Raw genomic sequence first — 23,874 nt, 5'->3', positions numbered from 1 at the left:
TTTTTTACCCTTGTATTCTTACCTTATAATTGTAATATTCATCAATTGATTCCTTTAACATGAAGGCAAACTTTTCTTGATACTCTTTACTCTCAAGCAATTCACATTCCTGTGGATTTGATAAAAAACCACACTCTACAATTACAGCCGCACAATTTGGACTACTTCTTAAAACTCTAAACTGAGTTTTAGCATCCTTTGGCTCTCTCTTTGTATTTTGACTTAATTTTTCTTTTGCAAAGTTTTGTATTATACTAGCAAACTGCTTACTATCAGAACTCTCTGGAGAATACCAAACTTGTGTCCCACTATACTTCGCTTCTGGGAACATATTTTGATGTATACTAATAAAAACTTCTGCCCCTGTACTTTTCTTTAATTTAACCCTCTTTGCAAGATCTTCTCTCTTCTTCTCCTTTATACTCTTGCCCTCAGTATAAAGTCCCGCATCAGAATCTCTAGTCATATAAACCTTATATCCTGAACCCTCTAATAATTCTTTTAATTTAAGACTTATGTCTAAATTTATTCCCTTCTCAATAGTTCCATTCTTAGACACTGCACCACCATCAACTCCACCATGCCCTGGGTCTATTAATATAATTTTTTCTGTACTTGCAAAAGCAATACTACTAATAAAACATAAACTTATAATAATTCCTGATAAAAATGTCAGTAATCTTTTCATTTCTTTTCCTCCTAAGTAAATTTAAATTTCTATATTAGTATTACCTCTTCATCTACACATTATTTAACAAAAAAACAGGAGCAGCTTTTGCTACCCCTGTAAATTACTATTTAGTATTTTGAATTACACTATCAGCTATATTAGTAGCATGATCTCCAATTCTCTCAAAGTTACTTAAAAGATCCATGAATATAGCTCCTTCATATGCACTACACTTACCCTCGTTAAGTCTTGCAATATGATTATTTCTATACTCTTTTTGTTGGGCATCAATTCTATTTTCTATACTATATACAGACTCTGCTTTTTGAATATTTCTCTCTTCATAAGCTATTATTGAAGCATCAAGTGCTGCAATTGTATCTCCATATATTATATCAAGTTCTTTTAATGCTTCTGGTGAATAATTTAAGTTCTTTATGCTTCTTTGTAATGCTAAATCTGCTACATTCTCTGCATGGTCACCAATTCTCTCAATATCTGTAACTATGTGGAATGTTGCTGCTACTATATTTCTCTCTTTATTTGATAAATCACGCTTAGATAATTTAACTAAATATCTTGTTATAGCCTCTTCTAATACATTAATTATCTCTTCATTCTCATAAACCTTTTTAACAAGCTTTTCATCTTTAGTATCAAAAGCTTTCTTACTAAGCTCTAAATTCTTTTTAGCCTTATTAGCCATTCTGATAGTCTCCTTAATAACTTGTCCTGCCGCAATTACAGGTGTCTCAAGAATCTTATCATCTATAAACTTAGGTCCTACTTTTTCTATATCATCCTCACCCTTAATCATCTTATTAACAAATGTAATAATTAGACCCATAAATGGGAAGATAATTACAGTTGCTGCAATATTAAAGACTGTATGTGCATTGGCGACCTGTCTTGCAACTTCACCTGGGCTTAAATATTGAACTAAATCTCCAAGCATACCAATGAATGGTATAAATATAAGCGTCCCAATTACATTGAATAATAAATGAATTATAGCTGCCTTCTTAGCTGTAATAGTTGTACCTATGCAAGCAAGTAATGCAGTTACACATGTTCCTATATTACACCCAAATAAAATTGGAAGTGCTGCTTCTATATTGATAGCACCTGCTGTAGCAAGTGATATTAAAATTCCTGTTGTAGCTGATGAACTTTGAAGAACTGCTGTCATTCCAAGCCCAACTATTATTCCTATTAAAGTATTATCTCCAATTGAAAGTACTAATTGCTTAAATACTGGTGAACTAGCAAGTGGTTTCATTGCTGAACTCATTGCCGCCATCCCCATAAATAAAAGTCCAAATCCTAAAATAATATTTCCAAGTTCTTTTCTTTTTTTAGCCTTAGCAGCTATTACTATTATAGCTCCTACCGCTATAAATAGTGGTGCATAATCTGTAAGCTTAAATGCTACAAGTTGAGCTGTAATAGTTGTACCTATATTTGCTCCCATGATAACTCCAGCTGCCTGGATTAAGTTCATAAGACCTGCGTTAACAAAGCCAACAACCATTACCGTTGTTGCTGATGAACTTTGAACAATTGCAGTAACTGCAGCTCCTACAAGAACACCTATAAATCTATTCTTTGTTATTTTTTCTAAGATTCCTTTCAGCTTGTCCCCTGCTGAATTTTCTAGGCCCTCTCCCATGATTTTCATACCATATAAGAAAAGTCCTAAACCTCCTAATAACTCAATTGCAGTAAAAAATGCATCCTTCAAGATTATATCTCCCCTTCACTAATTAATTTTATCTCTATAAATTTTAATATTATTTCCTTCTTATAATTAAAAGTTTACCCTATATATACCCCCTTGTTAAGTGGTTTGAAGCTAACTTAACCTAAACTTAATACAGGACCCATTTATTCCCTTTTAATTTTAAAAACTCTTTATTTTTTTTAATTTTTAATGAAAATCGCCCTATATTTGACTATTTTAACATGCAAAAAGCAGGGTTTTTCAATCAAACCCTGCTTTTCTATTTATACTTTCTTAACATTTCTTAACATTACCAGTTAGAACCCTCTATTTTAATTAACATATTCATGAAAATCCTATTCTCAAAGTTTATTTTTCAAATTTATTCTTAATAAATTACTCCATATTCCATTCTTTATAAAAAACTTGAAGAAAACTTTCCATATATTCATGTCTTTCTTTTGCTAATTCTACACCTGTTTTTGTATTCATTAAATCTTTTAACTTAAGCAACTTCTCATAAAAATGATTAACTGTTGTATTTTTCTTCTTAACTTCATCTAAATTTTTAAACTCTTGTGGTTTTATATTAGGGTCATACATTAAATTCCCTTTATATCCCCCATAAGTAAATGTTCTAGCAATTCCAATAGCACCTATAGCATCTAATCTATCAGCATCTTGTACAATCATTCCCTCAATAGTATTTTGAGTTGAATCTACAACGCCGCCCTTAAATGACATAGTTTTAATTATAGTAGTTATTTTTTTGATATCCAAAATATCTACGCTTTGCTCTTTTAAAAATTTCTCTACTGTAGTTGTACTTGTTTTATTATCATCAGAGAATTTCCAATCGTCTACATCATGTAAAAGTGCAGTAAGCTTTACTATATATTCATCTGCCTCTTCCTTTTTTGCTATGTAACATGCATTGTTATAAACCCTTTCTATATGAAACCAATCATGTCCTGACCCTTCATCACAAAACTTATCTCGTACAAACTCAATAGTATTTTCTATTACTAAATCTTTATTCACTAAATATCCCTCCTATAATTTATATATATCTTTATTATAATTTAAATGCTCTTTAAATCAAAGACTAAACTCAAAATATAAAATTGCATAAAAAAAAGAGAGGTATATACCTCTCTCCATAAGAAGAAGATTATCTTTTTGAGAATTGTGATGATCTTCTAGCTTTTTTCTTACCGTATTTCTTTCTCTCAACCATTCTTGAGTCTCTTGTTAAGAATCCAGCTTTCTTTAATTCAGCTCTTAATGTTTCGTCTGCTTTTAATAAAGCTCTTGAAACACCGTGTCTGATAGCTCCAGCTTGACCTGTTGTTCCTCCACCGTGAACATTAACTAAAACGTCATATTTGTCTTTAGTTTCTGTTAAAACTAATGGTTGGTTAACGATCATTCTTAAAGTTTCTAATCCAAAGTATGTTTGGATATCTCTTTTATTTATTATTACATTACCTTCTCCAGGTACTAATCTTACTCTTGCAACTGATGATTTTCTTCTACCAGTTCCCATGTATTGAACCTTTGCCATTTGAATTCCCTCCTTATTTTTAAATTAGTACTTTAATTCAAGTACTTCTGGTTTTTGTGCTGCGAATCCGTGCTCTGAACCTTTAACAACGTTAAGTTTTCTGAACATTTTTCTTCCAAGAACACCTGTAGGTAACATTCTTCTTACAGCTTCTTCGAAAGCAAATTCAGGTTTTTTCTCTAAAACAACTCTATAAGGTGTCTCTTTTAATCCACCTGGATATAAGCTGTGTTTTCTCATCATTTTTTGGTCTAATTTCTTACCTGTTAAAACTACCTTCTCTGAGTTTATAACAATAACGAAATCTCCACAGTCACAGTTAGGTGTGAATGTAGGTTTATGTTTTCCTCTTAATATTGAAGCAACTTGGCTAGCAACTCTTCCTAGTGGCTTTCCAGCAGCATCAACTACGTACCATGATCTTTCAACAGTTTGTGCGTTAGCAATGTATGATTTCATGATTTTTCCCTCCTTAGAATTCTCAAATATTTTTCATTTAATTTATTAGTTCTATGTATGTCAAGACCTTTGTCTTATACACAATCTTCTCTTACAAACAAATACCATTATAATACACGCATACGGGTGTGTCAACTTTTTTCTTTAATTTCCAAAAAAAACTTCCTCTAAGCATAAGCCCCTAGCTGGTGCACATTTCCCCGCTCTTGTTCTATCCTTTGAAAGTATTATTTCTAGTATTTCTTCTGATTTTATCTTCCTAGCTCCAACTCTTAATAAAGTTCCTGCAATTATCCTCACCATATTATATAAAAATCCATCAGCTGATATATAAATTTTAATTAAATCTCTTTCTGTCTCTATATGTAAATCCGTAATAGTTCTAACTGATGTTTGAACTGAACTCCCTTGACTTTTAAAAGCTTCAAAGTCATGCCTACCTATAAAAGGAACACAAGCCTCTTTCATAGCATTTATATCTAAAGGCCCCATATAACTATAAACATAATTTCTTCCTATCACAGGCGCTTCTCGTCTATTCAAAATAGTATAACAGTAGGTCTTACCTGTTGACATATACCTTGAATGAAAACCATTTTCCATCTCTTCTGACTCTAAAACTACTATATCACTTGGCAATTTTGTATTTATAGCCTCTTTAAATCTTTCTGCTGGTATACTTGATGCTGTATGAAAATTACCTATATACGCCTTTGCATGTACACCAGAATCAGTTCTACTACTCCCAAAAACCTCAATATTTTTCTCTCCAGTTAACTTCTCTATAGCCTTTTCTAAAGTTTGCTGAATAGTTCTTCCTTCTTTTTGTGCTTGCCACCCAAAGAAATCAGTACCATCATACTCTAATTTAAGTTTTATATTTCTCATTTTTATCTCCCTATCTCTTAAATTATCTATTTCAAAATTTATAATTTACTAACTCTTAAAATTATAATAAATTTATCAAACTTAAACAAATAAAAAAAGCTTTGATAACTTATAATTTAAGTTATCAAAGCTTTAACTTTATATAATTCCTACTCTAAGTAAAACAGTACAACCTATTAAAACAACTATTCCTGCATAAGCAACTCCGTCTCTTGCAGTATATTTTAACTTCTTCATTCTTGTTCTACCCTCTCCACCTCTATAGCATCTTGCTTCCATTGCCATAGCAAGTTCATCAGCTCTTCTAAATGAGCTAATAAATAACGGTACTAAAAGTGGTATTAAACTCTTTGCTTTTTGCATTATATTTCCTGATTCAAAATCAGCACCTCTAGCCTTTTGAGCTTTCATAATCTTATCTGTTTCATCAATAAGTGTAGGTATAAATCTTAACGCAATTGTCATCATCATAGCAAGTTCATGTGCTGGGAACTTAATCTTCTTAAGTGGATTAAGTAAATTTTCAATCCCATCCGTAAGCTCTATAGGTGATGTTGTAAGAGTTAAAATTGATGTCCCCATAATAAGAAGTATTAACCTTAAAACCATCTTAACAGCCATTATAATACCATCTTGATATATCTCAAAGAACTTCCACTTCCAGATTAAAGTTTCTGGTGTTCCCTTAATCATAAAAATATTAAATATCGAAGTTATAATTATCAATATAAATATAGGCTTTAATCCCTTATAGATAAAACCAAACGGAACTCTTGATATAACTATTGCAAGTATCAAGAATAAAATTGAAAATCCATACCCATATAATTTACCTACTAAAAATAAGTTTATTACATAAAGGATTGTAAGTATAATCTTTGTTCTAGGGTCTAACTTATGCACAAAAGAATCTCCAGGTATATATTGACCTATTGTAATATCCTTAAGCATCTAATCCCCCCTTATTCTTTAATAACTTTAAAAGTTCTTTTTTAGCCTCTTCAATAGTAAATATATCATCTGATATATCAAAACCTTTTTTTCTAAGCTCTCTAATAAGATATGTTACCTGCGGTACTCCTAAACCAATTTTTTCCAGAATATCTATTTCTTTAAAAACTTCACTAACAGTTCCATCAAGCTCAACCCCACCATTATTCATAACAATAACTCTAGTTGCTATTTTTGCTACATCTTCCATACTATGACTAACTAAAATTATCGTCATCTTATACTCTTGATGTAATATTTTTATCTGAGCTAGAATATCATCTCTTCCCTTAGGATCTAAACCTGCTGTAGGTTCATCTAAGATAAGAATTTGTGGTTGCATAGCAACTACACCTGCTATCGCAACTCTTCTCTTTTGTCCTCCTGATAAGTCAAAAGGTGATAAATCCTTATACTCCTCATAATCAAGACCAACCATTTCCATAGACTTCTTAACTCTCTTAGTTATAGTTTCATTATCTAATCCCATATTTCTTGGACCAAACTCAATATCTTTTTCTATAGTTTCCTCAAAAAGCTGATATTCAGGATACTGAAATACAAGCCCTACTTTCTTTCTTATATCAGTAAGTTTAGTCTTTTTAGCACCTAAATCTATACCATCAATTACTATCTTTCCCTCTGTTGCTTTTAAAAGACCATTTAAATGTTGAATAAGAGTCGACTTTCCAGATCCAGTATGACCTATAAGTGCAACAAACTCTTCATCCTTTATCTCTAGATTAATATTATTTAAAGCCATCTTTTCAAAAGGGCTCTTAGGCATATAAACATGTTTTAAATTTTCTATCTTAATTGACATAACTCATTCACCATCTCATCTATATTTAATATCTCAGTAGAAATATCGATACCTTCCTTTTTAAGTTCATAAGCAAGCTCTGTAACTTGTGGTACATCAAGCCCTATTTCCTTAATTTGTACAACATTAGAAAATACTTCTCGTGGATTCCCCTCAAGTTTTATTTCTCCCTTATCCATAACGATAACTCTATCAGCTTTCGCTGCTTCATCCATATAATGTGTAATAAGAATTATAGTAATCCCTAAATTTTTATTAATATCTTTTATAGTTTCAAGAACTTCCTTTCTTCCTAATGGATCTAACATAGCAGTAGGTTCATCTAAAATAATACACTGTGGCATCATTGCAAGTATCCCAGCAATTGCTATTCTTTGTTTTTGTCCCCCTGACAAAAGATGTGGTGCATGTTTTCTATAATCATACATTCCAACTTTCTTTAAACACTCATCAACTCTTCTTCTAATTTCCGCAGGCTCAACCCCTAAATTCTCTGGTCCAAAAGCAACATCTTCTTCTACTATAGTTGCAACTAACTGATTATCTGGATTTTGAAAAACCATACCAGCCTTACTTCTAATATCCCATAAAAGACTATCCTCAATAGTATCCATACCATCAATAAACATCTTACCTTCGCTTGGTAAAAGCAATGCATTCATATGCTTTGCAATAGTTGATTTTCCAGACCCATTATGTCCTAATACAACAAGGAACTCTCCTTTTACCACTTCCATAGAAACAGAATTCAAAGCTATTTTAGTTGGTTTCTCTTCATCGCCTTCATATTTAAAAGTTATTTTTTCAGCCTTAACCATAACATCTGACATAACTACACCTCCCTATAATATAATTGGAATTATATTATTAATATTCTCTCATTTCTAAATTTTTTTAATTCTAAAAATATCCAAACTAATTACTATTATATTTGAAACTCCAAGATTGAACAACTTAACAAAGTGTATTTTTTATTAAAAATTTTTAAAAAAATATCTACTTATAAAATAAAACTATAATTAGTATTATTTTATAAATAGACATAACTTACTTATTATTAAGTTTTAAATTACATAATTTTAATCACGTTCCGTATAATTATAATCTCATCAGATACAAATCCTACACTATAATTATATAATTTTGCGATTATATAGCTATTTTTAATGAAATTTTATTTGTATAGCATCTCATTTTTATAAAAATGGGGATTAAGCTCACGCTTAATCCCCACAAGCAAATTATACTAATTCAAGTATAACTGTTTCTGCTCCGTCACCTCTTCTAGGCCCGATTTTATACATTCTTGTATATCCACCGTTTCTTTCTGTGTACTTTGGAGCTATGTTATCAAATAAATCTTTAACAACACTTTCTTCTGTTACGAAAGCTAAAACTTGTCTTCTAGCGTGAAGATCTCCTCTTTTTCCAAGAGTTATCATCTTTTCTGCTATACTTCTAGTTTCTTTTGCTCTAGTTACAGTTGTTTCAATCTTTCCGTGCTTTAAAAAACTTGTTACTAAGTTTCTTAACATTGCTCTTCTTTGGTCAGTAGGACGACCTAACTTACGAGTTCCCATTGCTATACCTCCTAACTCTTATTCTTCATTAACTTTTAAATTTAAACCTAGCTCGATAAGCTTTTTCTCAACTTCTTCAAGTGATTTCTTACCAAGGTTTCTAACTTTCATCATATCATCCATGCTCTTAGCTGCAAGCTCTTGAACTGTATTGATACCGGCTCTTTTTAAACAGTTATATGATCTAACTGATAAATCAAGCTCTTCGATAGTCATTTCTAAGGCTTTTTCTTTTTTATCTTCTTCTTTTTCTATCATGATTTCAACGTCATTTGTGTTATCAGTTAAAGTCATAAATAGTTTAAAGTGCTCGATAAGAATCTTTGCTGATAAAGATATTGCTTCTTCTATTTTAATTGTTCCATTAGTCCATACTTCAAGTGTAAGTCTATCATAATCTGTGATTTGACCAACTCTAGTATTTTCTATTGAAAAATTAACTCTCTTTACAGGAGTATATATAGAATCTATAGCTATTGCTGATAATGGAAGTTCTTCAGTTTTGTTCTTGTTTTGAGTAACATAACCTCTACCTCTATTAACAGTTATCTCCATATACAATTTACCATCTTCATCTAAAGTAGCAATTTTTAAATCCTTATTGATAACTTCTACATCACCATCTGTTGTTATATCAGCTCCTGTAACCACACCTGGTCCTTTTGCATCTATATAGATAGTTTTTGGTCCTTCACCTTCCATAGTTAGTGCAAGTAATTTAAGGTTTAATATTATTTCAGTAACATCTTCCTTAACTCCACTAATTGTTGAAAATTCATGAAGAACTGAGTCTATTTTAACAGAAGTTGGAGCAACACCTGGTAAAGAAGAAAGTAATATTCTTCTTAATGCATTCCCAAGAGTAGTTCCATATCCTCTTTCAAGTGGCTCAATGGCAAATTTACCATATGTACCATCTTCATTTGACTCTATACATTGAATAACTGGCTTTTCGATTTCTAACATTCGCAAACCCTCCTTAATATTAAAATGGCAACCTTATTCTGAGGGCAACTGATCCATCTTAAAAAGTCATTCCTTTAAGATTAATTACTATTTGCATGTATAATTCAATCATTATACCTTCATTGTATAGTACCTATCTTTTCTAAAGAAATTTCACACATACCCTTAAGTTAGGGCATACATTATATAACCATTTCTATAAATTAAGAAATTAAATTATACTCTTCTTCTTTTTGGTGGTCTACAACCGTTGTGAGGAATTGGAGTTACATCTTTAATTAAAGTAACTTCTAATCCAGCTGCTTGTAAGCTTCTTATAGCTGCTTCTCTACCAGCACCTGGTCCTTTTACATAAACTTCAACGCTCTTTAAACCGTGCTCTTTAGCGGCTTCTGCTGCTTGTTCTGCTGCCATTTGAGCTGCGAAAGGAGTACTTTTTCTTGAACCTTTAAATCCAAGTCCACCAGCACTTGCCCATGCTAATGTATTTCCTCTTTCGTCAGTTAAAGTAACTATTGAGTTGTTGAATGTTGATTGTATGTGCGCTGCACCATGTTCAACGTTTTTTCTATCTCTTTTTCTTCTAGTTTTTTTAACTTTTTGAGCCATTACGTCTTACCTCCTTAATTATTTTTTCTTATTAGCCATAGTCTTTTTAGGACCTTTTCTTGTTCTAGCGTTAGTTTTAGTTTTTTGTCCTCTTACTGGAAGACCTCTTCTATGTCTAACACCTCTGTATGATCCTATCTCTATTAGTCTTTTAATGTTTAATTTAACTTCTCTTCTAAGGTCACCCTCAACTGTAAAGTTATTGTTTACGTATGTTCTTATCTCGTTAACTTGCTCTTCTGAAAGATCCTTAACTCTAATATCACAATCTATTCCTAATTCTTTAAGAACCTTTTGTGAAGTTGATAATCCTACACCGTATATATAAGTTAAACCTATCTCAACTCTTTTTTCTTTTGGTAGGTCAACACCTGCTATTCTTGCCATTAATTACACCTCCTGATTTTGAAATGCTGATTGTATTCAATCATTTATTTTCTAAAATATATTAATTAAATTCTAGGCTACTATATTTAGTACTAAGCTACTAAATATAAATTCTTAACAGAACGCCTATATAATCATATTTGAGTTTTTAGAAAAAGTCAATAAAATTAACTTCTCTAATATAACTAAATATTATTAAGGTTAAAATTTATTAGCCTTGCTTTTGCTTGTGCTTAGGATTTTCACAGATTACCATTACTCTTCCTTTTCTTCTTATAACCTTGCACTTTTCGCAAATAGGCTTAACTGATGGTCTTACTTTCATCGGTAACCCTCCTTATTTTGCTCTCCAAGTAATTCTACCTCTTGATAAATCATATGGTGAAAGTTCTAAAGTAACTTTATCACCTGGTAGAATTCTTATAAAGTTCATTCTTAATTTTCCTGAGATATGGGCATTTATTTCTTGTCCACTCTCTAATTTAACTCTAAAAGTTGCATTTGGTAAAGATTCTAAAACCTCACCTTGCATTTCTATTACATCTTCTTTTGACATAAGGTAATCAAACCTCCTTGACAGTGCCTTTAAGCTTTATTATTTATTATAAAATATTTATATGTGTGAAAGAATTGAGTAAGTCTCGCCATCGATCACATCTGTAAGTATTAAAAATACAAATTACTCATCAGCAATAATTTAATCATATCTGTACATTATAGAAGTATAACCTTCTTATCTTACCATACAACTGAACCTGCCAATTAAGTTTTGCAGTTTTCACATTAATGATTACCAAGTCATAAATATCATAATATGAATTTATAACTAAGCACTAAAATATGCATGAACTACTTAACTAATGTAAGTATTTCTGGTCCTTCTGGTAAAATTGCAATAGTATTCTCATAATGTGCTGCTAATGATCCATCAGCAGTAACTACAGTCCACCCATCACTTAATGTTTTAACATCATATTTACCAATATTAATCATTGGTTCAATAGCTAAGGCCATTCCTTTTACAAGTTTCGGACCTTTCCTTGGTTTTCCAAAATTGGGAACATTAGGACTTTCATGGACATCTCTGCCTATCCCATGACCAACAAAATCTCTAACTACTGAAAACCCTTGAGCTTCAACATACTTTTGTATTTCATTAGATATGTCTGTTAATCTATTTCCAATTTGAGCTTTTTCTATCCCTTTAAAGAAACTACTTTCAGTAACTTCTATAAGCTTCTTAGCTTCTGTACTAACATTTCCTACTGGAAATGTTCTTGCTGCATCACCATGGAAACCATCGATACATGCGCCACAATCAACAGAAACTATATCGCCATCTTTAAGAATACAATCTCCAGGTATACCATGAACCACTGTAGTATTTACAGATATACAAACTGAAGCTGGGAAGCCATACAGTCCTTTAAAGGACGGTTTTGCTCCTTGCTTAGTTATAAATTCTTCAGCAATTTTATCCAACTCTGCAGTTGTGATACCCGGTCTAATATTTTTTCCAAGCAAGTTCAAAGTTTCACCAACTATTTTCCCTGCCTTTCTCATAAGAGCAATTTCTAAATCATTTTTAATTAAAATCATTAGTTATCGCTCCCCAAGATAGTACAAATATCTTCAAAGACCTTATTAATTGCTTTTGTCCCATCTACTTTTGAAAGTTGCTCTCTATTTCCATAGAAATCAATAAGTGGTTGTGTTTGTGCTTCATACACAGAAAGTCTATCATTCACTATTTCCACAGTGTCATCTTTTCTTTGTATTATGTCACTACCACATAAATCACACTTTCCTTCAAGAGTTGTTGGATTAAACTTCACATGGAAGCTAGCTCCACATGAAGGACAGACTCTTCTTCCTGTCATTCTCTCAAGTATAAAGCTTGATGGAACTTCTATTAAAAGAGCTGTATCTATCTTTTCTCCTCTATTTGCTAGAAACCCCTCTAAAGCAGTTGCCTGCTCTACAGTTCTTGGGAAACCATCTAATAAATAACCCTCTTTACAATCATCAATAGTTAATCTATCCTTAACCATATTAATTGTTACTTCATCAGGAACTAATAAACCTTTATCCATGTAGCTCTTAGCTTCAATTCCTAAAGGTGTATTTTCAGAAATATTCTTTCTAAAAATGTCTCCTGTTGAAATATGAGGTATTGCATATCTATTACTTATTGATTTCGCCTGTGTTCCTTTACCAGCTCCTGGAGGACCTAATAAAACTATTTTCACTGGCATTCATCTCCATAATCTTTCTTATTTAAGAAATCCTTTATAATGTCTCATTGTTAATTGAGTCTCTAATTGTCTCATCATTTCTAATGCTACAGAAACTAAAATTAATAATGAGGTACCTCCAAACTCAACCCCTTGGAAGTTTGTATAATTAGCAACTATAACTGGTAAAACAGCTATTATTGCCGCAAATATTCCTCCGAAGAAAGCCATTCTGTTTAAAAGTTTTTCAAGGTAAATCGCTGTTTCTTTACCAGGTCTAATACCAGGAATAAATCCCGATGACTTGTGCATATTTTCAGCCATTTCCTCAGGTTTAAAGGTTATTTGAGTGTAAAACCATGTGAAGAATATTGTTAATAATGCATAACATATTGGATACAATGGTTCTTTATAGTTGAATGGACTAAAGTTAGAACTTGTAATCCAAACAGCAAAACTATTGTCTGGGAAAAATCTTGCGATAGTTCCAGGGAATCCCATAACTGACATAGCAAAAATAATTGCTATTACAGTAGATCCAATAATACTTAATGGAATATGAGTATTTTGTCCCTTGTAAACTTTATTTCCCACAGATTTCCCTGCATAATGCACAGGAATTCTTCTTTCCCCTAATGACAGTATAATAACACCACAAAGTAGTGCTAATGATCCAAGAACAAACATTGTAATTTCGACAAATCCGACAGCGCCATTTTTGCCTAAATCCATAATCTGAACTCCTGTCATAGGTAATCCTGAAATAATATTAGCAAATATTATTAATGATACACCATTACCTAAACCTTTAACAGTAATTTGATCTCCAAGCCACATAAGGAATGTTGATCCAACTACTAAGGATACAATAATAAGTAATATACTCATAAGATTAGTTTCTTTTAATGCATTACTCTTATACATTAACAAATAAGTTCCTACAGCCATTACAATTCCTATAAATATAGATGCATATCTAGTGATATTTTGGATTTTCTTACGTCCATCCTCACCTTCTTTAGATAATTGTTCAAGCTGAGGAATTGCAATTGTTAATAATTGCATAATAATAGAAGCATTAATATATGGAACAACACCAAGAGCAAAGATACTAAATCTTGCAAGTGATCCTCCAGATATAAGGTTATAGAAACCTAACAATCCTTCTGAATTCATCATCTTATTTAATTGTATTGTATCAATTCCAGGAACAGGAATATGACTTCCCATCCTGAAAATTACAACTAAGAATACAGTCCATAAGATTTTTTTTCTAAGATCTGGAACTTTCCAGGCATTGCGTAGGGTTGATAGCATACTAGTTCACCTCAACTTCTCCTCCAAATGCAACAACTTTTTCAGCTGCTTGCTTTGAGAATTTGCAACCTTTAACTGTTAATTTCTTCTCAACGTTTCCGTTTCCAAGAATTTTAACTCCGTCCATAATTTTGCTGATTACTCTTCTCTCAAGTAATAACTCAGGAGTAATAACTGTACCATCTTCAAAGATGTTAAGTCTATCAACATTTATTGTAGCAAAATGTTTTGTGAATGGGTTAGTGAATCCTCTTTTAGGAAGTCTTCTGTATAATGGCATCTGACCACCTTCAAATCCTGGTCTAACTCCACCACCTGATCTAGAATTTTGACCTTTTTCACCTTTTCCGGCATTTCTACCTGTACCTGAACCTGTACCTCTACCTAATCTCTTAGGAGCTTTAGTACTTCCTGGTGCTGGTTTTAACTCATGAAGTTTCATAGTTAACTACACCTCCTCTTATATTTTATTTATTATATTTCTTCAACATTAATCATGTAAGTGATTTTAGCAATCATACCTTTGATCTGAGGTGTTCCCTCATGTTGAACTGATTTTCCTATTTTCTTAAGTCCAAGGGCATTCGCTGTAGCAATATGGCTTTTTTTTCTACCTATTAGACTCTTAACTAAAGTAATCTTTAACATGCTATTCCCTCCTAACCTAATATTTCTTCTACAGATTTTCCTCTTAATTTAGCAATATCTTCAACTGTTCTTAAACTTGCTAAACCTGCAATTGTAGCTTTAACCATATTTCTTGGGTTATTTGACCCTAATGATTTTGCTCTTACATCTGTTATTCCTGCTAACTCAAGTACAGCTCTTGCTGGACCTCCAGCAAGAACTCCTGTTCCTTCTGAAGCTGGCATGATTAACACGTTACTTTTGCTGAATATTCCTGACACTCTGTGAGGAACTGTTCCATCAACTATAGCAACTGAAACTAAGTTTTTCTTAGCATCTTCTATTCCTTTTCTGATTGCTTCAGGTATCTCGATAGACTTACCAGTACCAACACCAATATGTCCGTTTTCATCTCCAACAACAACTAATGCACTGAATCTGAAGTTTCTACCACCTTTAACAACCTTAGTAACTCTTCCAATGTTTACAACTTTTTCTTTAAGTTCTAATGTACTAGGATCGATTCTCATTACGTTTTCCCTCCTTCTTCCTAGAATTTAAGACCTGCTTCTCTAGCTGCTTTTGCTAAAGCTTCAACTCTTCCATGATATATGTATCCGCCTCTGTCGAATACAACTTCAGTGATTTCTTTTTCTAATGCCTTCTTAGCAATCATCTCTCCAACTATTGCTGCAGCTTCTTTGTTGCTTCCAACTTTTTCGAAACCTTTTTCAATTGTTGATGCAGATACTAATGTTACAGCATTAACGTCATCTATGATTTGAGCATATATGTTTTTTTCACTTCTATATACTGCAAGTCTAGGTCTTTCTTGAGTTCCTGATATCTTACCACGAACTCTTAAGTGACGCTTAGCTCTAGCTTCTTTTCTGTTTGCCTTTTTGAACATAAGACTCACTCCTTTCTAATTATTACTTACCTGTTTTACCTTCTTTTCTTCTTACAACTTCTCCAGCGTACTTAATACCTTTACCTTTATATGGCTCTGGCTTTCTCCACTTTCTGATACTAGCAGCAACTGCTCCTACCTTCTGTTTATCGCATCCTGAAATTATTAATTTTGTAGTACCGTCTACTTTGATTTCAACACCATCTACTGGTTCTACTTCTACTGGATGTGAGAATCCTAAGTTCATTACAAGTTTTTTTCCTTGTAATTGAGCTCTGTATCCAACTCCGTTTAACTCTAAAGTCTTAGAGAAACCTTCGTTAACTCCAACAACCATGTTGTTTACTAAAGATCTTGTTAATCCATGTAAAGATCTGTGAGTTTTGTTATCACTTGGTCTTGTAACAACAACTTCGTTATTTTCAACTACAATGCTCATCGCTGTGCTCATAGTTTGTGTAAGCTCACCCTTAGGACCTTTTACTGTAACAACGTTCTCTGGTGTTACAGTAACAGTTACTCCAGCAGGTATAGCTATAGGTAATCTACCAATTCTTGACATACTCGCCACCTCCTGTGATATTTTGATCCGTAAATTCAATTCATTGCTTCAATCTATTATATATTAAAATCGTCCAAAGTTTCTAAATTACCAAACGTAACAAATAACTTCTCCACCTAATTCTAACTTTCTTGCTTCTTTATCAACTACAAGTCCTTTTGATGTTGATATTATAGCTATTCCTAATCCATTTAATACCTTAGGAACTTCGTCTTTTTTGCAGTATACTCTTAAACCTGGTTTTGATATTCTCTTTAAACCAGTGATAACTCTTTCGTTATCCATACCATATTTAAGTGATAATCTAAGCATTGGAACTACACCATCATTGTATTCCTCAATACTTTTAATATATCCTTCTTGTAATAATAAATTAACGATTGCCTTCTTAACTGTTGATGAAGGAACCTCTACTACTTGATGTTTAACAGCGTTTGCATTTCTTACACGAGTAAGTAAATCTGCGATAGGATCTGTCATAACCATTATTTTCCGCCTCCTTTCATTTTGTAGTTGTTACCAACTTGCCTTTCTACATCCAGGAATTTCACCTTTATAAGCTAATTCTCTGAAGCAGATACGGCAAATTCCGAATTTTTTTAATACAGAATGTGGTCTTCCACATAATCTACATCTTGTGTAAGCTCTTGTTTTGTACTTAGGTTCTTTGTTCCACTTTTCGATAATTGCTTTACGAGCCATGTCAAACCCTCCTTATTATTGAGCGAATGGCATTCCAAGGAATCTTAATAATTCTCTTGCTTCTTCGTCTGTGTTAGCAGTTGTTACGAAGATTATATCCATTCCTCTTATTTTATCTATTTTATCATATTCTATTTCAGGGAATATTAACTGCTCTTTAATACCCATTGAGTAGTTTCCTCTACCATCAAATGATTTAGCAGAAACTCCTCTAAAATCTCTAACTCTTGGAAGAGCTATTGTCATTAATTTTTCAGCAAAATCATACATTTTAACTTTTCTTAAAGTTACTTTACATCCTAAAGGCATATTTTCTCTTATTTTAAAGTTAGCAACTGATTTCTTTGCTCTTGTTAAGATTGGCTTCTGTCCTGCAATAAGAATTAAATCTGCAACTGCTGACTCTAAAACTTTAGCGTTATCTTTAGCTTCTCCTACACCCATGTTTATAACGATTTTTTCAAGCTTTGGAACTTCCATAATATTTGTATATCCGAATTTTTCCATCATAGCTTGAACTACTTCTTTTTCGTATCTTTCTTGTAGTCTTGACATCGTGTAAAGTACCTCCTTTCAATTTTTCTTAGAATGTTTCTCCACATTTTTTACATACTCTTACTTTTGCGCCATCTTCTAATAGCTTATGGCTTATTCTTGTAGCCTTCTTGCACTTTTCACAGTAAAGCATAACTTTTGCACTGTTTATTGGCGCTTCGAATTCTATAATTCCACCTTGCATGTTTTCTCTGTTAGGCTTTTGGTGTTTTTTAACAACGTTAACTTCTTTAACTGTAACTGTTCCTTTTTTAGGATTTACAGCAAGAACCTCGCCTATTTTACCTTTATCCTTACCAGATATTACTAAAACTTTATCTTGTTTTCTAACATGTACTTTCATCTTTAGACACCTCCTAATCCTTTAATTATAGAACTTCTGGTGCTAATGATAAGATCTTATTAAATTCTTTATCTCTTAGCTCCCTAGCAACAGGTCCAAATATACGTGTTCCTCTTGGTTGCTTATCATCTTTGATTATTACTGCAGCATTTTCATCAAACTTGATGTATGATCCATCAGCTCTTCTAACACCTTTAACTGTTCTTACAATAACAGCTTTAACAACTTCACCTTTTTTGACTACGCCACCAGGTGTTGCTGATTTAACACTAGCAACTATTACGTCTCCAATGTTTCCGTATTTTCTTTTAGAACCGCCTAATACTCTAATACACATAATTTCTTTAGCACCTGAGTTATCAGCGACTTTTAGTCTAGTTTGTACTTGTATCATGAAATTACCCTCCTTTCAGACTTAAGACTTATTTAGCCTTTTCTGCAATTTCAACTAGTCTCCATCTTTTATCTTTAGATAAAGGTCTAGTTTCCATAATTACAACTTTGTCTCCTATTTTAGCTTCATTATTTTCATCATGAGCCTTGAACTTAGTTGTTTTGTTAACAGTTTTTCCATATAACGGATGTCTTACCTTTGTAGCAACCGCAACAACGATAGTTTTATCCATCTTATCTGAAACAACTGTACCTATTCTTTTCTTTCTTAAATTTCTTTCCATGGTAGTTGTTACCTCCTTTTAGGAATTACTATTGAACCTTAAGCTCTTCTTCTCTAATAATAGTTTTAATCTGAGCTATTGATTTTTTAACTTCCCTAATTCTCATTGGGTTCTCTAATTGACCTGTCGCTAATTGGAATCTTAAATTGAATAACTCAGCTTTAAGGTCATTTAACTTAACTTTTAAGTCTTGAGGATTACTTGTTCTTAATTCTTTTATCTCTCTAGCTTTCATTATTCTTCACCACCCATTTCCTCGAAATCTTTTCTTGTAACGAACTTAGTCTTTACAGGAAGTTTGTGTGAAGCAAGTCTCATAGCTTCTCTAGCTACGTCTTCATCTACACCTGATAATTCAAATAATACTCTACCTGGTTTAACAACCGCTACCCAGTATTCAACTGAACCTTTACCTTTACCCATTCTAGTTTCAGCTGGTGTTGCTGTTACAGGCTTATGAGGGAATACTTTTATCCAAAGCTTTCCGCCTCTTCTTATAAATCTATTAATTGCTATTCTCGCAGATTCAATTTGGTTACTAGTGATCCAACCACAAGTTTTAGCTTGGATACCGAAATCTCCATAAGCTAAGAAGTTTCCTCTTGTAGCTTTACCCTTCATTCTACCACGTTGTACCTTACGATGCTTAACTCTTTTAGGCATTAACATGACTGTCGTCCTCCTTTCTTGCTATGCTTACTATGCGTTAGCTTTCTCTACTTTTTTAGTTGGAAGAACTTCTCCATTATAAACCCAAACTTTAACTCCAATTTTTCCATATGTTGTATTTGCTTCTGCAAATCCATAATGAATATCAGCTCTTAATGTTTGTAATGGAATTGTTCCTTCGTGATACTGTTCTGTTCTAGCAATTTCAGCTCCGCCTAATCTTCCTGAACATGCAGTTTTAACACCTTTAACACCTAATCTCATTGCTCTTTGAATTGATTGTTTCATTGCTCTTCTGAATGAAATTCTCTTTTCTAATTGTAAAGCTATGTTTTCAGCCATTAATTGTGCATCAGTATCTGCACTTTTAACTTCAACAATGTTTATCAAAACATTTTTTTGAGCTACTAATGCAACTACTTTCTTTTTAAGAGCTTCGATTCCTGATCCACCTTTTCCGATGACTACACCAGGTTTAGCTGTATATATATTTAACTTTAATCTTTTAGCAGCTCTTTCAATTTCTATTTTAGAAATTCCAGCTGTGTAAAGTTCTTTTTTAACGAATTTTCTTATTGTTTGGTCTTCTACAAGATTATCTGCAAAATTCTTTTTATCAGCGTACCACTTTGCGTCCCAACCTTGGATAATACCAACTCTTAGTCCGTGAGGATTTACTTTTTGACCCACTCTTATTCCCTCCTTTTTTAACTAAGCCTCTTTAACTACTACAGTTACGTGACTTGTTCTTTTATTTATTCTGAATGCTCTACCTTGTGCGTGTGGTCTGAATCTTTTTAATGTTGGTCCTTGACCTACAAATGCTTCAGAAACGATAAGGTTTGCTCTATCTAACTCATTGTTATGCTCTGCGTTTGCAACAGCTGACTTAAGTACTTTTTCAATTACTCTAGCCGCTTCTCTTTGAGTATACTTTAATATAGCAAAGGCTTCATTTACATTTTTACCTCTAATTAATCCAAGAACAACTCCCACTTTCATTGGAGACATTCTTACATACTTAGCTATAGCTCTAGCTTCCATTTAAGGTTCCTCCTTTCTAGGCGTATAATTATCTTCTCTTTGATGTTTTTTCTGTATTAATATGACCTCTATAAGTTCTTGTTAATACAAATTCACCTAATTTGTGTCCAACCATATCTTCACTAACATAAACAGGCACATGCTTTCTTCCATCGTGAACAGCAATTGTATGTCCTATCATTTGTGGGAATATAGTTGAGCTTCTTGACCAAGTTTTGATAACTTTTTTCTCGCCAGCTTGGTTCATATCTTCAATTTTCTTTAAAAGACCTGCTTTAATAAATGGTCCTTTTTTTGTTGATCTACTCACTAGAATTGCCTCCCTTCATATCATTATTTTCAAGCGACTAACACTTGAAGAGAACTAATTCGTCTCTTCAAATTACTTGTCGTTTCTTCTCTTAATGATGAATTTATCTGAATATTTTTTATTCTTTCTAGTCTTGTATCCAAGCGCTGGTTTACCCCAAGGAGTAACTGGACTTGGTCTACCAATTGGGCTCTTACCTTCTCCACCACCATGTGGGTGATCGCAAGGGTTCATTACTGATCCTCTTACTGTAGGTCTTATGCCCATGTGTCTTTTCTTACCAGCTTTACCGATATTAATTATATCATGTGTTGGATTTGAAACTGTACCAATAGTAGCTCTACACTCTATTCTAACATATCTCATTTCTCCTGATGGTAATCTTAATGTTGCATATTTTCCTTCTTTAGCCATTAACTGAGCTGAAGTTCCTGCTGATCTTACTAATTGTCCACCCTTACCAGCTTGAAGCTCGATGTTATGAACAGTAGTACCAACTGGCATATGCTGTAACTTCATTGAGTTACCAGTTTTTATATCAGAACCTTCTCCTGATACTAATACATCTCCAACTTTTAATCCTATTGGAGCAAGTATGTATCTCTTTTCTCCATCTGCATATACAACTAATGCAATATAAGCTGATCTCATTGGATCGTATTCTATTGTAGCAACCTTTGCAGGTATACCATCTTTATTTCTTTTAAAATCTATAATTCTGTATTTTCTTTTAGTTCCACCACCACGGTGTCTTACAGTTATTTTACCTTGTGAGTTTCTTCCAGCTTTTCTCTTCATTGAAACAAGAAGTGATTTTTGTGGAACTGATGTTGTTAATTCTTCAAATGAAGCAACAGTCATCTGTCTTCTCGCAGGTGTTATAGGGTTAAACTTTTTAACTGCCATTATAAATGCCTCCTTATTAATCCTTCTCTGGCCTCAGCCACTACCGGTTTATATTATTGCATTCCTTCAAAAAATTCAATAGTTCCTTCTGATAATGTAACTACTGCTTTCTTAAATCCTGCTCTTTTTCCGATGTGAACGCCAACTCTCTTAGTTTTTCCATCATATTTCATTGTTTTAACATCAGCAACTTTAACATTGTTGAATATTTCTTGAACAGCGTTCTTTATTTGAACTTTGTTAGCTGAAACATGAACTGTGAAAGTGTATTTACCTTCGGCCATAGCTGCCATACTTTTTTCAGTTATAACTGGCTTTCTTATTATATCATGGCTTGTTAATTTCATTATGCGTACACCTCCTCAATTTTATTTACAGCTTCTTTAGTAATCATAACTTTAGCATATTTTAATAAATCATATACGTTAATGTTGTTTAATGGAAGTACTGCTACACCCTCAACATTTCTGAATGACTTATAAACATTTTCATTAGATTCTAAAGTAATAACTAATGTTTTTTTAGCTTCAAAAGCATTTAATATTTTAATAGCTTCTTTTGTTTTAGGAGCATCGAATTCTAAACTATCTAAAACAACCATTTTATCTTCAACTATTAAGTTTGATAATGCTGATCTCATAGCTACTAATCTCATACTCTTAGGTAATGATTTTCTGTAACTTCTTGGTTTAGGTGCAAATACAATTCCACCACCAGCCCATTGAGGTGATCTTATAGAACCTTGTCTAGCTCTTCCAGTACCTTTCTGCTTCCAAGGTTTGATTCCTCCACCTCTTACTTCAGATCTTGTTTTAGCTGATTGAGTTCCTTGTCTTTTGTTAGCTAATAAAGCAACTACAACTTGGTGTAATACTGCTTCGTTAACTTCTGCTCCGAATACTACTTCATTTAATTGAATATCTTCAATTTTTTGTCCTTCTTTATTAAATAATCCTAATGTAGGCATTTTGTTTCCTCCTTTCTACAGAAATTACGCCTTAACGCTGTTTCTGATAACTACTGTGCTCTTGTTTGGTCCTGGAATACCACCTTTTATTAAGATAACATTCTTGTCAGCCATAACTCTAACAACCTCAAGGTTTAATACAGTTCTGTTAACAGCTCCCATATGTCCTGGCATTCTCTTGTTTTTGAAAGTTCTTGATGGGTCTGATGCAGCTCCCATTGAACCTGGTGCTCTATGGAATTTTGACCCGTGAGTCATTGGACCTGTAGCCTGATTCCATCTTTTAATAACACCTTGGAATCCCTTACCTTTAGAAATTCCTGATACATCTACTTTTTCTCCAGCTTCAAAGATATCAGCATTGATGGCATCTCCAACATTATATGTTGATATATCATCTATTCTAAATTCTTTAAGAGTTCTTCTTAATGAAACTCCAGCCTTTGCTAAGTGACCTTTTTTAGGCTTGTTAAGTAATTTTTCTCTTACTTCTCCAAATCCTACTTGTATAGCTTGGTATCCATCAACTTCTGTTGTTTTCTTTTGAACAACAACGTTAGAACCTACTTCTACTACTGTTACTGGAACAACTTTTCCATTTTGATCGAAAATTTGAGTCATTCCGATTTTTTTACCAATTATAGCTTTTTTCATATTGCTACACCTCCCAAACTTATTAGCGGATTGCTTACGCATTCATAATAGTCTATTTTAATACAATTTTAAAATTATATTATAATTTAATTTCGATATCAACACCAGCTGGTAAGTTTAATCTCATTAATGCATCAACTGTTTTAGGTGATGGATTAACTATATCGATTAATCTTTTGTGTGTTCTGATTTCAAATTGCTCTCTTGAGTCTTTATAATTGTGAACCGCTCTTAAGATAGTAATTATCTCTTTGTCAGTTGGAAGAGGCACTGGTCCTATAACCTTAGCTCCTGTTGACTTAGCTGTCTCAATTATTCTTTCAGCTGATTGATCTAATATTGTGTGATCAAAAGCCTTTAATTTGATTCTTATTTTTTGCTTTGACATTTAGTTTCCCTCCTTTTCATGTACGTTTTACTTCTTTAACGCACAACAGCGTTGTTCTGTAAACTGTCCCTGGTGTTTCTTTTTTTTCAAAAAGATACCAATACAAAACCCCTGTCGTTGGATTCTAGATCCTAACATACTCATTAAGAATAACCCGGAAGTTCGGCAACCTCTTAATTCATCGCTGTTTGTTTTGCAACTTCTTTATTATACTATGTCTTTTCAAGTTTTTCAAGTTTTTTTTTACTCTTTTTTTAAACCAAAATTTTTATTACTACTTATATAATACAATATTTTTTTTTTTTTCAAGAAGAATATTTTCCTATTTTTTAAATTCATCTTTATACAACAAA

39 protein-coding genes are annotated in these 23,874 nt (G+C 32.7%); all 39 read right to left on the bottom strand.

Going from position 1 to position 23,874, the window contains the following annotated elements:
• Positions 1-4: 4 nt before the first annotated feature.
• The 39 genes from cwlD to rpsJ all read right to left on the bottom strand — a co-directional run bounded on the left by cwlD (position 5) and on the right by rpsJ (position 23,521).
• Positions 5-688, bottom strand: coding sequence for an N-acetylmuramoyl-L-alanine amidase CwlD (cwlD, locus tag Q0V24_RS07085; protein ID WP_297519874.1), 684 nt, complete (start codon positions 686-688; stop codon positions 5-7).
• A gap of 106 nt (positions 689-794) precedes the next feature.
• Complete coding sequence (locus Q0V24_RS07080) at positions 795-2,411, bottom strand: Na/Pi cotransporter family protein (protein WP_297519872.1); 1,617 nt, start codon at positions 2,409-2,411, stop codon at positions 795-797.
• A 375-nt stretch (positions 2,412-2,786) separates the two neighbouring features.
• Positions 2,787-3,431, bottom strand: a complete 645-nt coding sequence (locus Q0V24_RS07075; RefSeq protein ID WP_297519870.1) for an HD domain-containing protein — start codon at positions 3,429-3,431, stop codon at positions 2,787-2,789.
• A 130-nt stretch (positions 3,432-3,561) separates the two neighbouring features.
• Positions 3,562-3,954 carry a 30S ribosomal protein S9 gene (rpsI, locus tag Q0V24_RS07070; RefSeq protein ID WP_297519859.1) on the bottom strand — a complete coding sequence of 131 codons (393 nt, stop codon included), beginning with the start codon at positions 3,952-3,954 and terminating at the stop codon, positions 3,562-3,564.
• A gap of 24 nt (positions 3,955-3,978) precedes the next feature.
• Positions 3,979-4,413 (bottom strand): 50S ribosomal protein L13, encoded by a 435-nt coding sequence (rplM, locus tag Q0V24_RS07065; RefSeq protein WP_297519857.1) that lies wholly within the window; start codon positions 4,411-4,413, stop codon positions 3,979-3,981.
• A gap of 144 nt (positions 4,414-4,557) precedes the next feature.
• A complete protein-coding gene (truA, locus tag Q0V24_RS07060; protein WP_297519855.1) occupies positions 4,558-5,301 on the bottom strand; it encodes a tRNA pseudouridine(38-40) synthase TruA in 744 nt (247 codons plus the stop codon).
• A 138-nt stretch (positions 5,302-5,439) separates the two neighbouring features.
• On the bottom strand, positions 5,440-6,252 hold the full coding sequence (locus Q0V24_RS07055) for an energy-coupling factor transporter transmembrane protein EcfT (protein WP_297519853.1): 813 nt from the start codon (positions 6,250-6,252) through the stop codon (positions 5,440-5,442).
• Entirely contained in the window at positions 6,245-7,114 is an 870-nt protein-coding gene (locus tag Q0V24_RS07050) for an energy-coupling factor transporter ATPase (RefSeq protein ID WP_297519851.1), read from the bottom strand. The genes Q0V24_RS07055 and Q0V24_RS07050 overlap by 8 nt, the downstream gene beginning before the upstream one ends.
• A complete protein-coding gene (locus tag Q0V24_RS07045; RefSeq protein WP_297519849.1) occupies positions 7,099-7,944 on the bottom strand; it encodes an energy-coupling factor transporter ATPase in 846 nt (281 codons plus the stop codon). The genes Q0V24_RS07050 and Q0V24_RS07045 overlap by 16 nt, the downstream gene beginning before the upstream one ends.
• Positions 7,945-8,355: 411 nt before the next feature.
• Positions 8,356-8,694 carry a 50S ribosomal protein L17 gene (gene rplQ, locus Q0V24_RS07040; RefSeq protein WP_297519847.1) on the bottom strand — a complete coding sequence of 113 codons (339 nt, stop codon included), beginning with the start codon at positions 8,692-8,694 and terminating at the stop codon, positions 8,356-8,358.
• A gap of 18 nt (positions 8,695-8,712) precedes the next feature.
• Complete coding sequence (locus tag Q0V24_RS07035) at positions 8,713-9,660, bottom strand: DNA-directed RNA polymerase subunit alpha (protein ID WP_297519845.1); 948 nt, start codon at positions 9,658-9,660, stop codon at positions 8,713-8,715.
• A gap of 216 nt (positions 9,661-9,876) precedes the next feature.
• Positions 9,877-10,269 (bottom strand): 30S ribosomal protein S11, encoded by a 393-nt coding sequence (gene rpsK / locus Q0V24_RS07030; RefSeq protein ID WP_297519843.1) that lies wholly within the window; start codon positions 10,267-10,269, stop codon positions 9,877-9,879.
• An 18-nt stretch (positions 10,270-10,287) separates the two neighbouring features.
• Positions 10,288-10,656 carry a 30S ribosomal protein S13 gene (gene rpsM / locus Q0V24_RS07025; RefSeq protein ID WP_297519841.1) on the bottom strand — a complete coding sequence of 123 codons (369 nt, stop codon included), beginning with the start codon at positions 10,654-10,656 and terminating at the stop codon, positions 10,288-10,290.
• Between the two features lie 211 nt (positions 10,657-10,867).
• Positions 10,868-10,981 carry a 50S ribosomal protein L36 gene (gene rpmJ, locus Q0V24_RS07020; RefSeq protein WP_039312872.1) on the bottom strand — a complete coding sequence of 38 codons (114 nt, stop codon included), beginning with the start codon at positions 10,979-10,981 and terminating at the stop codon, positions 10,868-10,870.
• Between the two features lie 12 nt (positions 10,982-10,993).
• Entirely contained in the window at positions 10,994-11,212 is a 219-nt protein-coding gene (gene infA / locus Q0V24_RS07015) for a translation initiation factor IF-1 (RefSeq protein ID WP_297519839.1), read from the bottom strand.
• Between the two features lie 293 nt (positions 11,213-11,505).
• The gene (gene map, locus Q0V24_RS07010) at positions 11,506-12,255 is read right to left on the bottom strand and encodes a type I methionyl aminopeptidase (RefSeq protein WP_297519837.1); all 750 of its coding nucleotides are present in this window, start codon (positions 12,253-12,255) and stop codon (positions 11,506-11,508) included.
• Positions 12,255-12,905: an adenylate kinase gene (locus Q0V24_RS07005; RefSeq protein WP_297519835.1), complete on the bottom strand. Its 651-nt coding sequence runs from the start codon at positions 12,903-12,905 to the stop codon at positions 12,255-12,257. The genes map and Q0V24_RS07005 overlap by 1 nt, the downstream gene beginning before the upstream one ends.
• Before the next feature lie 24 nt (positions 12,906-12,929).
• Positions 12,930-14,207 carry a preprotein translocase subunit SecY gene (secY, locus tag Q0V24_RS07000; protein WP_297519833.1) on the bottom strand — a complete coding sequence of 426 codons (1,278 nt, stop codon included), beginning with the start codon at positions 14,205-14,207 and terminating at the stop codon, positions 12,930-12,932.
• Between the two features lies 1 nt (position 14,208).
• Positions 14,209-14,649, bottom strand: a complete 441-nt coding sequence (rplO, locus tag Q0V24_RS06995; protein WP_297519831.1) for a 50S ribosomal protein L15 — start codon at positions 14,647-14,649, stop codon at positions 14,209-14,211.
• Between the two features lie 32 nt (positions 14,650-14,681).
• Positions 14,682-14,855 carry a 50S ribosomal protein L30 gene (rpmD, locus tag Q0V24_RS06990; protein WP_297519829.1) on the bottom strand — a complete coding sequence of 58 codons (174 nt, stop codon included), beginning with the start codon at positions 14,853-14,855 and terminating at the stop codon, positions 14,682-14,684.
• 11 nt (positions 14,856-14,866) lie between these two features.
• On the bottom strand, positions 14,867-15,364 hold the full coding sequence (rpsE, locus tag Q0V24_RS06985) for a 30S ribosomal protein S5 (protein WP_297519827.1): 498 nt from the start codon (positions 15,362-15,364) through the stop codon (positions 14,867-14,869).
• 20 nt (positions 15,365-15,384) lie between these two features.
• Entirely contained in the window at positions 15,385-15,744 is a 360-nt protein-coding gene (gene rplR / locus Q0V24_RS06980; RefSeq protein ID WP_297519825.1) for a 50S ribosomal protein L18, read from the bottom strand.
• Positions 15,745-15,766: 22 nt separating this feature from the next.
• A complete protein-coding gene (gene rplF / locus Q0V24_RS06975) occupies positions 15,767-16,306 on the bottom strand; it encodes a 50S ribosomal protein L6 (protein ID WP_297519823.1) in 540 nt (179 codons plus the stop codon).
• A gap of 87 nt (positions 16,307-16,393) precedes the next feature.
• Positions 16,394-16,792 (bottom strand): 30S ribosomal protein S8, encoded by a 399-nt coding sequence (gene rpsH, locus Q0V24_RS06970; protein ID WP_297519821.1) that lies wholly within the window; start codon positions 16,790-16,792, stop codon positions 16,394-16,396.
• 30 nt (positions 16,793-16,822) lie between these two features.
• A complete protein-coding gene (locus tag Q0V24_RS06965; RefSeq protein WP_297435185.1) occupies positions 16,823-17,008 on the bottom strand; it encodes a type Z 30S ribosomal protein S14 in 186 nt (61 codons plus the stop codon).
• 15 nt (positions 17,009-17,023) lie between these two features.
• Positions 17,024-17,563 carry a 50S ribosomal protein L5 gene (gene rplE / locus Q0V24_RS06960; RefSeq protein WP_297519819.1) on the bottom strand — a complete coding sequence of 180 codons (540 nt, stop codon included), beginning with the start codon at positions 17,561-17,563 and terminating at the stop codon, positions 17,024-17,026.
• Positions 17,564-17,591: 28 nt separating this feature from the next.
• Positions 17,592-17,906, bottom strand: coding sequence for a 50S ribosomal protein L24 (gene rplX / locus Q0V24_RS06955; protein ID WP_297519817.1), 315 nt, complete (start codon positions 17,904-17,906; stop codon positions 17,592-17,594).
• 25 nt (positions 17,907-17,931) lie between these two features.
• On the bottom strand, positions 17,932-18,300 hold the full coding sequence (gene rplN, locus Q0V24_RS06950; protein ID WP_297519815.1) for a 50S ribosomal protein L14: 369 nt from the start codon (positions 18,298-18,300) through the stop codon (positions 17,932-17,934).
• A gap of 28 nt (positions 18,301-18,328) precedes the next feature.
• Entirely contained in the window at positions 18,329-18,583 is a 255-nt protein-coding gene (gene rpsQ, locus Q0V24_RS06945; RefSeq protein ID WP_297519813.1) for a 30S ribosomal protein S17, read from the bottom strand.
• A 28-nt stretch (positions 18,584-18,611) separates the two neighbouring features.
• A complete protein-coding gene (gene rpmC, locus Q0V24_RS06940) occupies positions 18,612-18,818 on the bottom strand; it encodes a 50S ribosomal protein L29 (protein ID WP_297519811.1) in 207 nt (68 codons plus the stop codon).
• Positions 18,818-19,252, bottom strand: coding sequence for a 50S ribosomal protein L16 (gene rplP / locus Q0V24_RS06935; RefSeq protein ID WP_297519809.1), 435 nt, complete (start codon positions 19,250-19,252; stop codon positions 18,818-18,820). The genes rpmC and rplP overlap by 1 nt, the downstream gene beginning before the upstream one ends.
• A gap of 30 nt (positions 19,253-19,282) precedes the next feature.
• Positions 19,283-19,942 carry a 30S ribosomal protein S3 gene (gene rpsC / locus Q0V24_RS06930; protein ID WP_297519807.1) on the bottom strand — a complete coding sequence of 220 codons (660 nt, stop codon included), beginning with the start codon at positions 19,940-19,942 and terminating at the stop codon, positions 19,283-19,285.
• 21 nt (positions 19,943-19,963) lie between these two features.
• The gene (gene rplV, locus Q0V24_RS06925; RefSeq protein WP_297519805.1) at positions 19,964-20,296 is read right to left on the bottom strand and encodes a 50S ribosomal protein L22; all 333 of its coding nucleotides are present in this window, start codon (positions 20,294-20,296) and stop codon (positions 19,964-19,966) included.
• 28 nt (positions 20,297-20,324) lie between these two features.
• Entirely contained in the window at positions 20,325-20,606 is a 282-nt protein-coding gene (gene rpsS / locus Q0V24_RS06920; protein WP_297519803.1) for a 30S ribosomal protein S19, read from the bottom strand.
• Positions 20,607-20,678: 72 nt separating this feature from the next.
• On the bottom strand, positions 20,679-21,512 hold the full coding sequence (gene rplB, locus Q0V24_RS06915; RefSeq protein ID WP_297519801.1) for a 50S ribosomal protein L2: 834 nt from the start codon (positions 21,510-21,512) through the stop codon (positions 20,679-20,681).
• Between the two features lie 53 nt (positions 21,513-21,565).
• Complete coding sequence (gene rplW, locus Q0V24_RS06910; RefSeq protein WP_297519799.1) at positions 21,566-21,859, bottom strand: 50S ribosomal protein L23; 294 nt, start codon at positions 21,857-21,859, stop codon at positions 21,566-21,568.
• Positions 21,859-22,479, bottom strand: a complete 621-nt coding sequence (gene rplD / locus Q0V24_RS06905; RefSeq protein WP_297519797.1) for a 50S ribosomal protein L4 — start codon at positions 22,477-22,479, stop codon at positions 21,859-21,861. The genes rplW and rplD overlap by 1 nt, the downstream gene beginning before the upstream one ends.
• A gap of 24 nt (positions 22,480-22,503) precedes the next feature.
• A complete protein-coding gene (rplC, locus tag Q0V24_RS06900) occupies positions 22,504-23,133 on the bottom strand; it encodes a 50S ribosomal protein L3 (RefSeq protein WP_297519795.1) in 630 nt (209 codons plus the stop codon).
• A gap of 79 nt (positions 23,134-23,212) precedes the next feature.
• Complete coding sequence (rpsJ, locus tag Q0V24_RS06895) at positions 23,213-23,521, bottom strand: 30S ribosomal protein S10 (protein ID WP_297519793.1); 309 nt, start codon at positions 23,519-23,521, stop codon at positions 23,213-23,215.
• Between the last annotated feature and the right edge of the window lie 353 nt (positions 23,522-23,874).

Origin of the sequence: uncultured Clostridium sp. (assembly GCF_947039605.1) — a bacterium.
GTDB lineage: Bacteria > Bacillota > Clostridia > Clostridiales > Clostridiaceae > Sarcina.
This window is presented reverse-complemented; position numbering and strand designations above follow the sequence as displayed.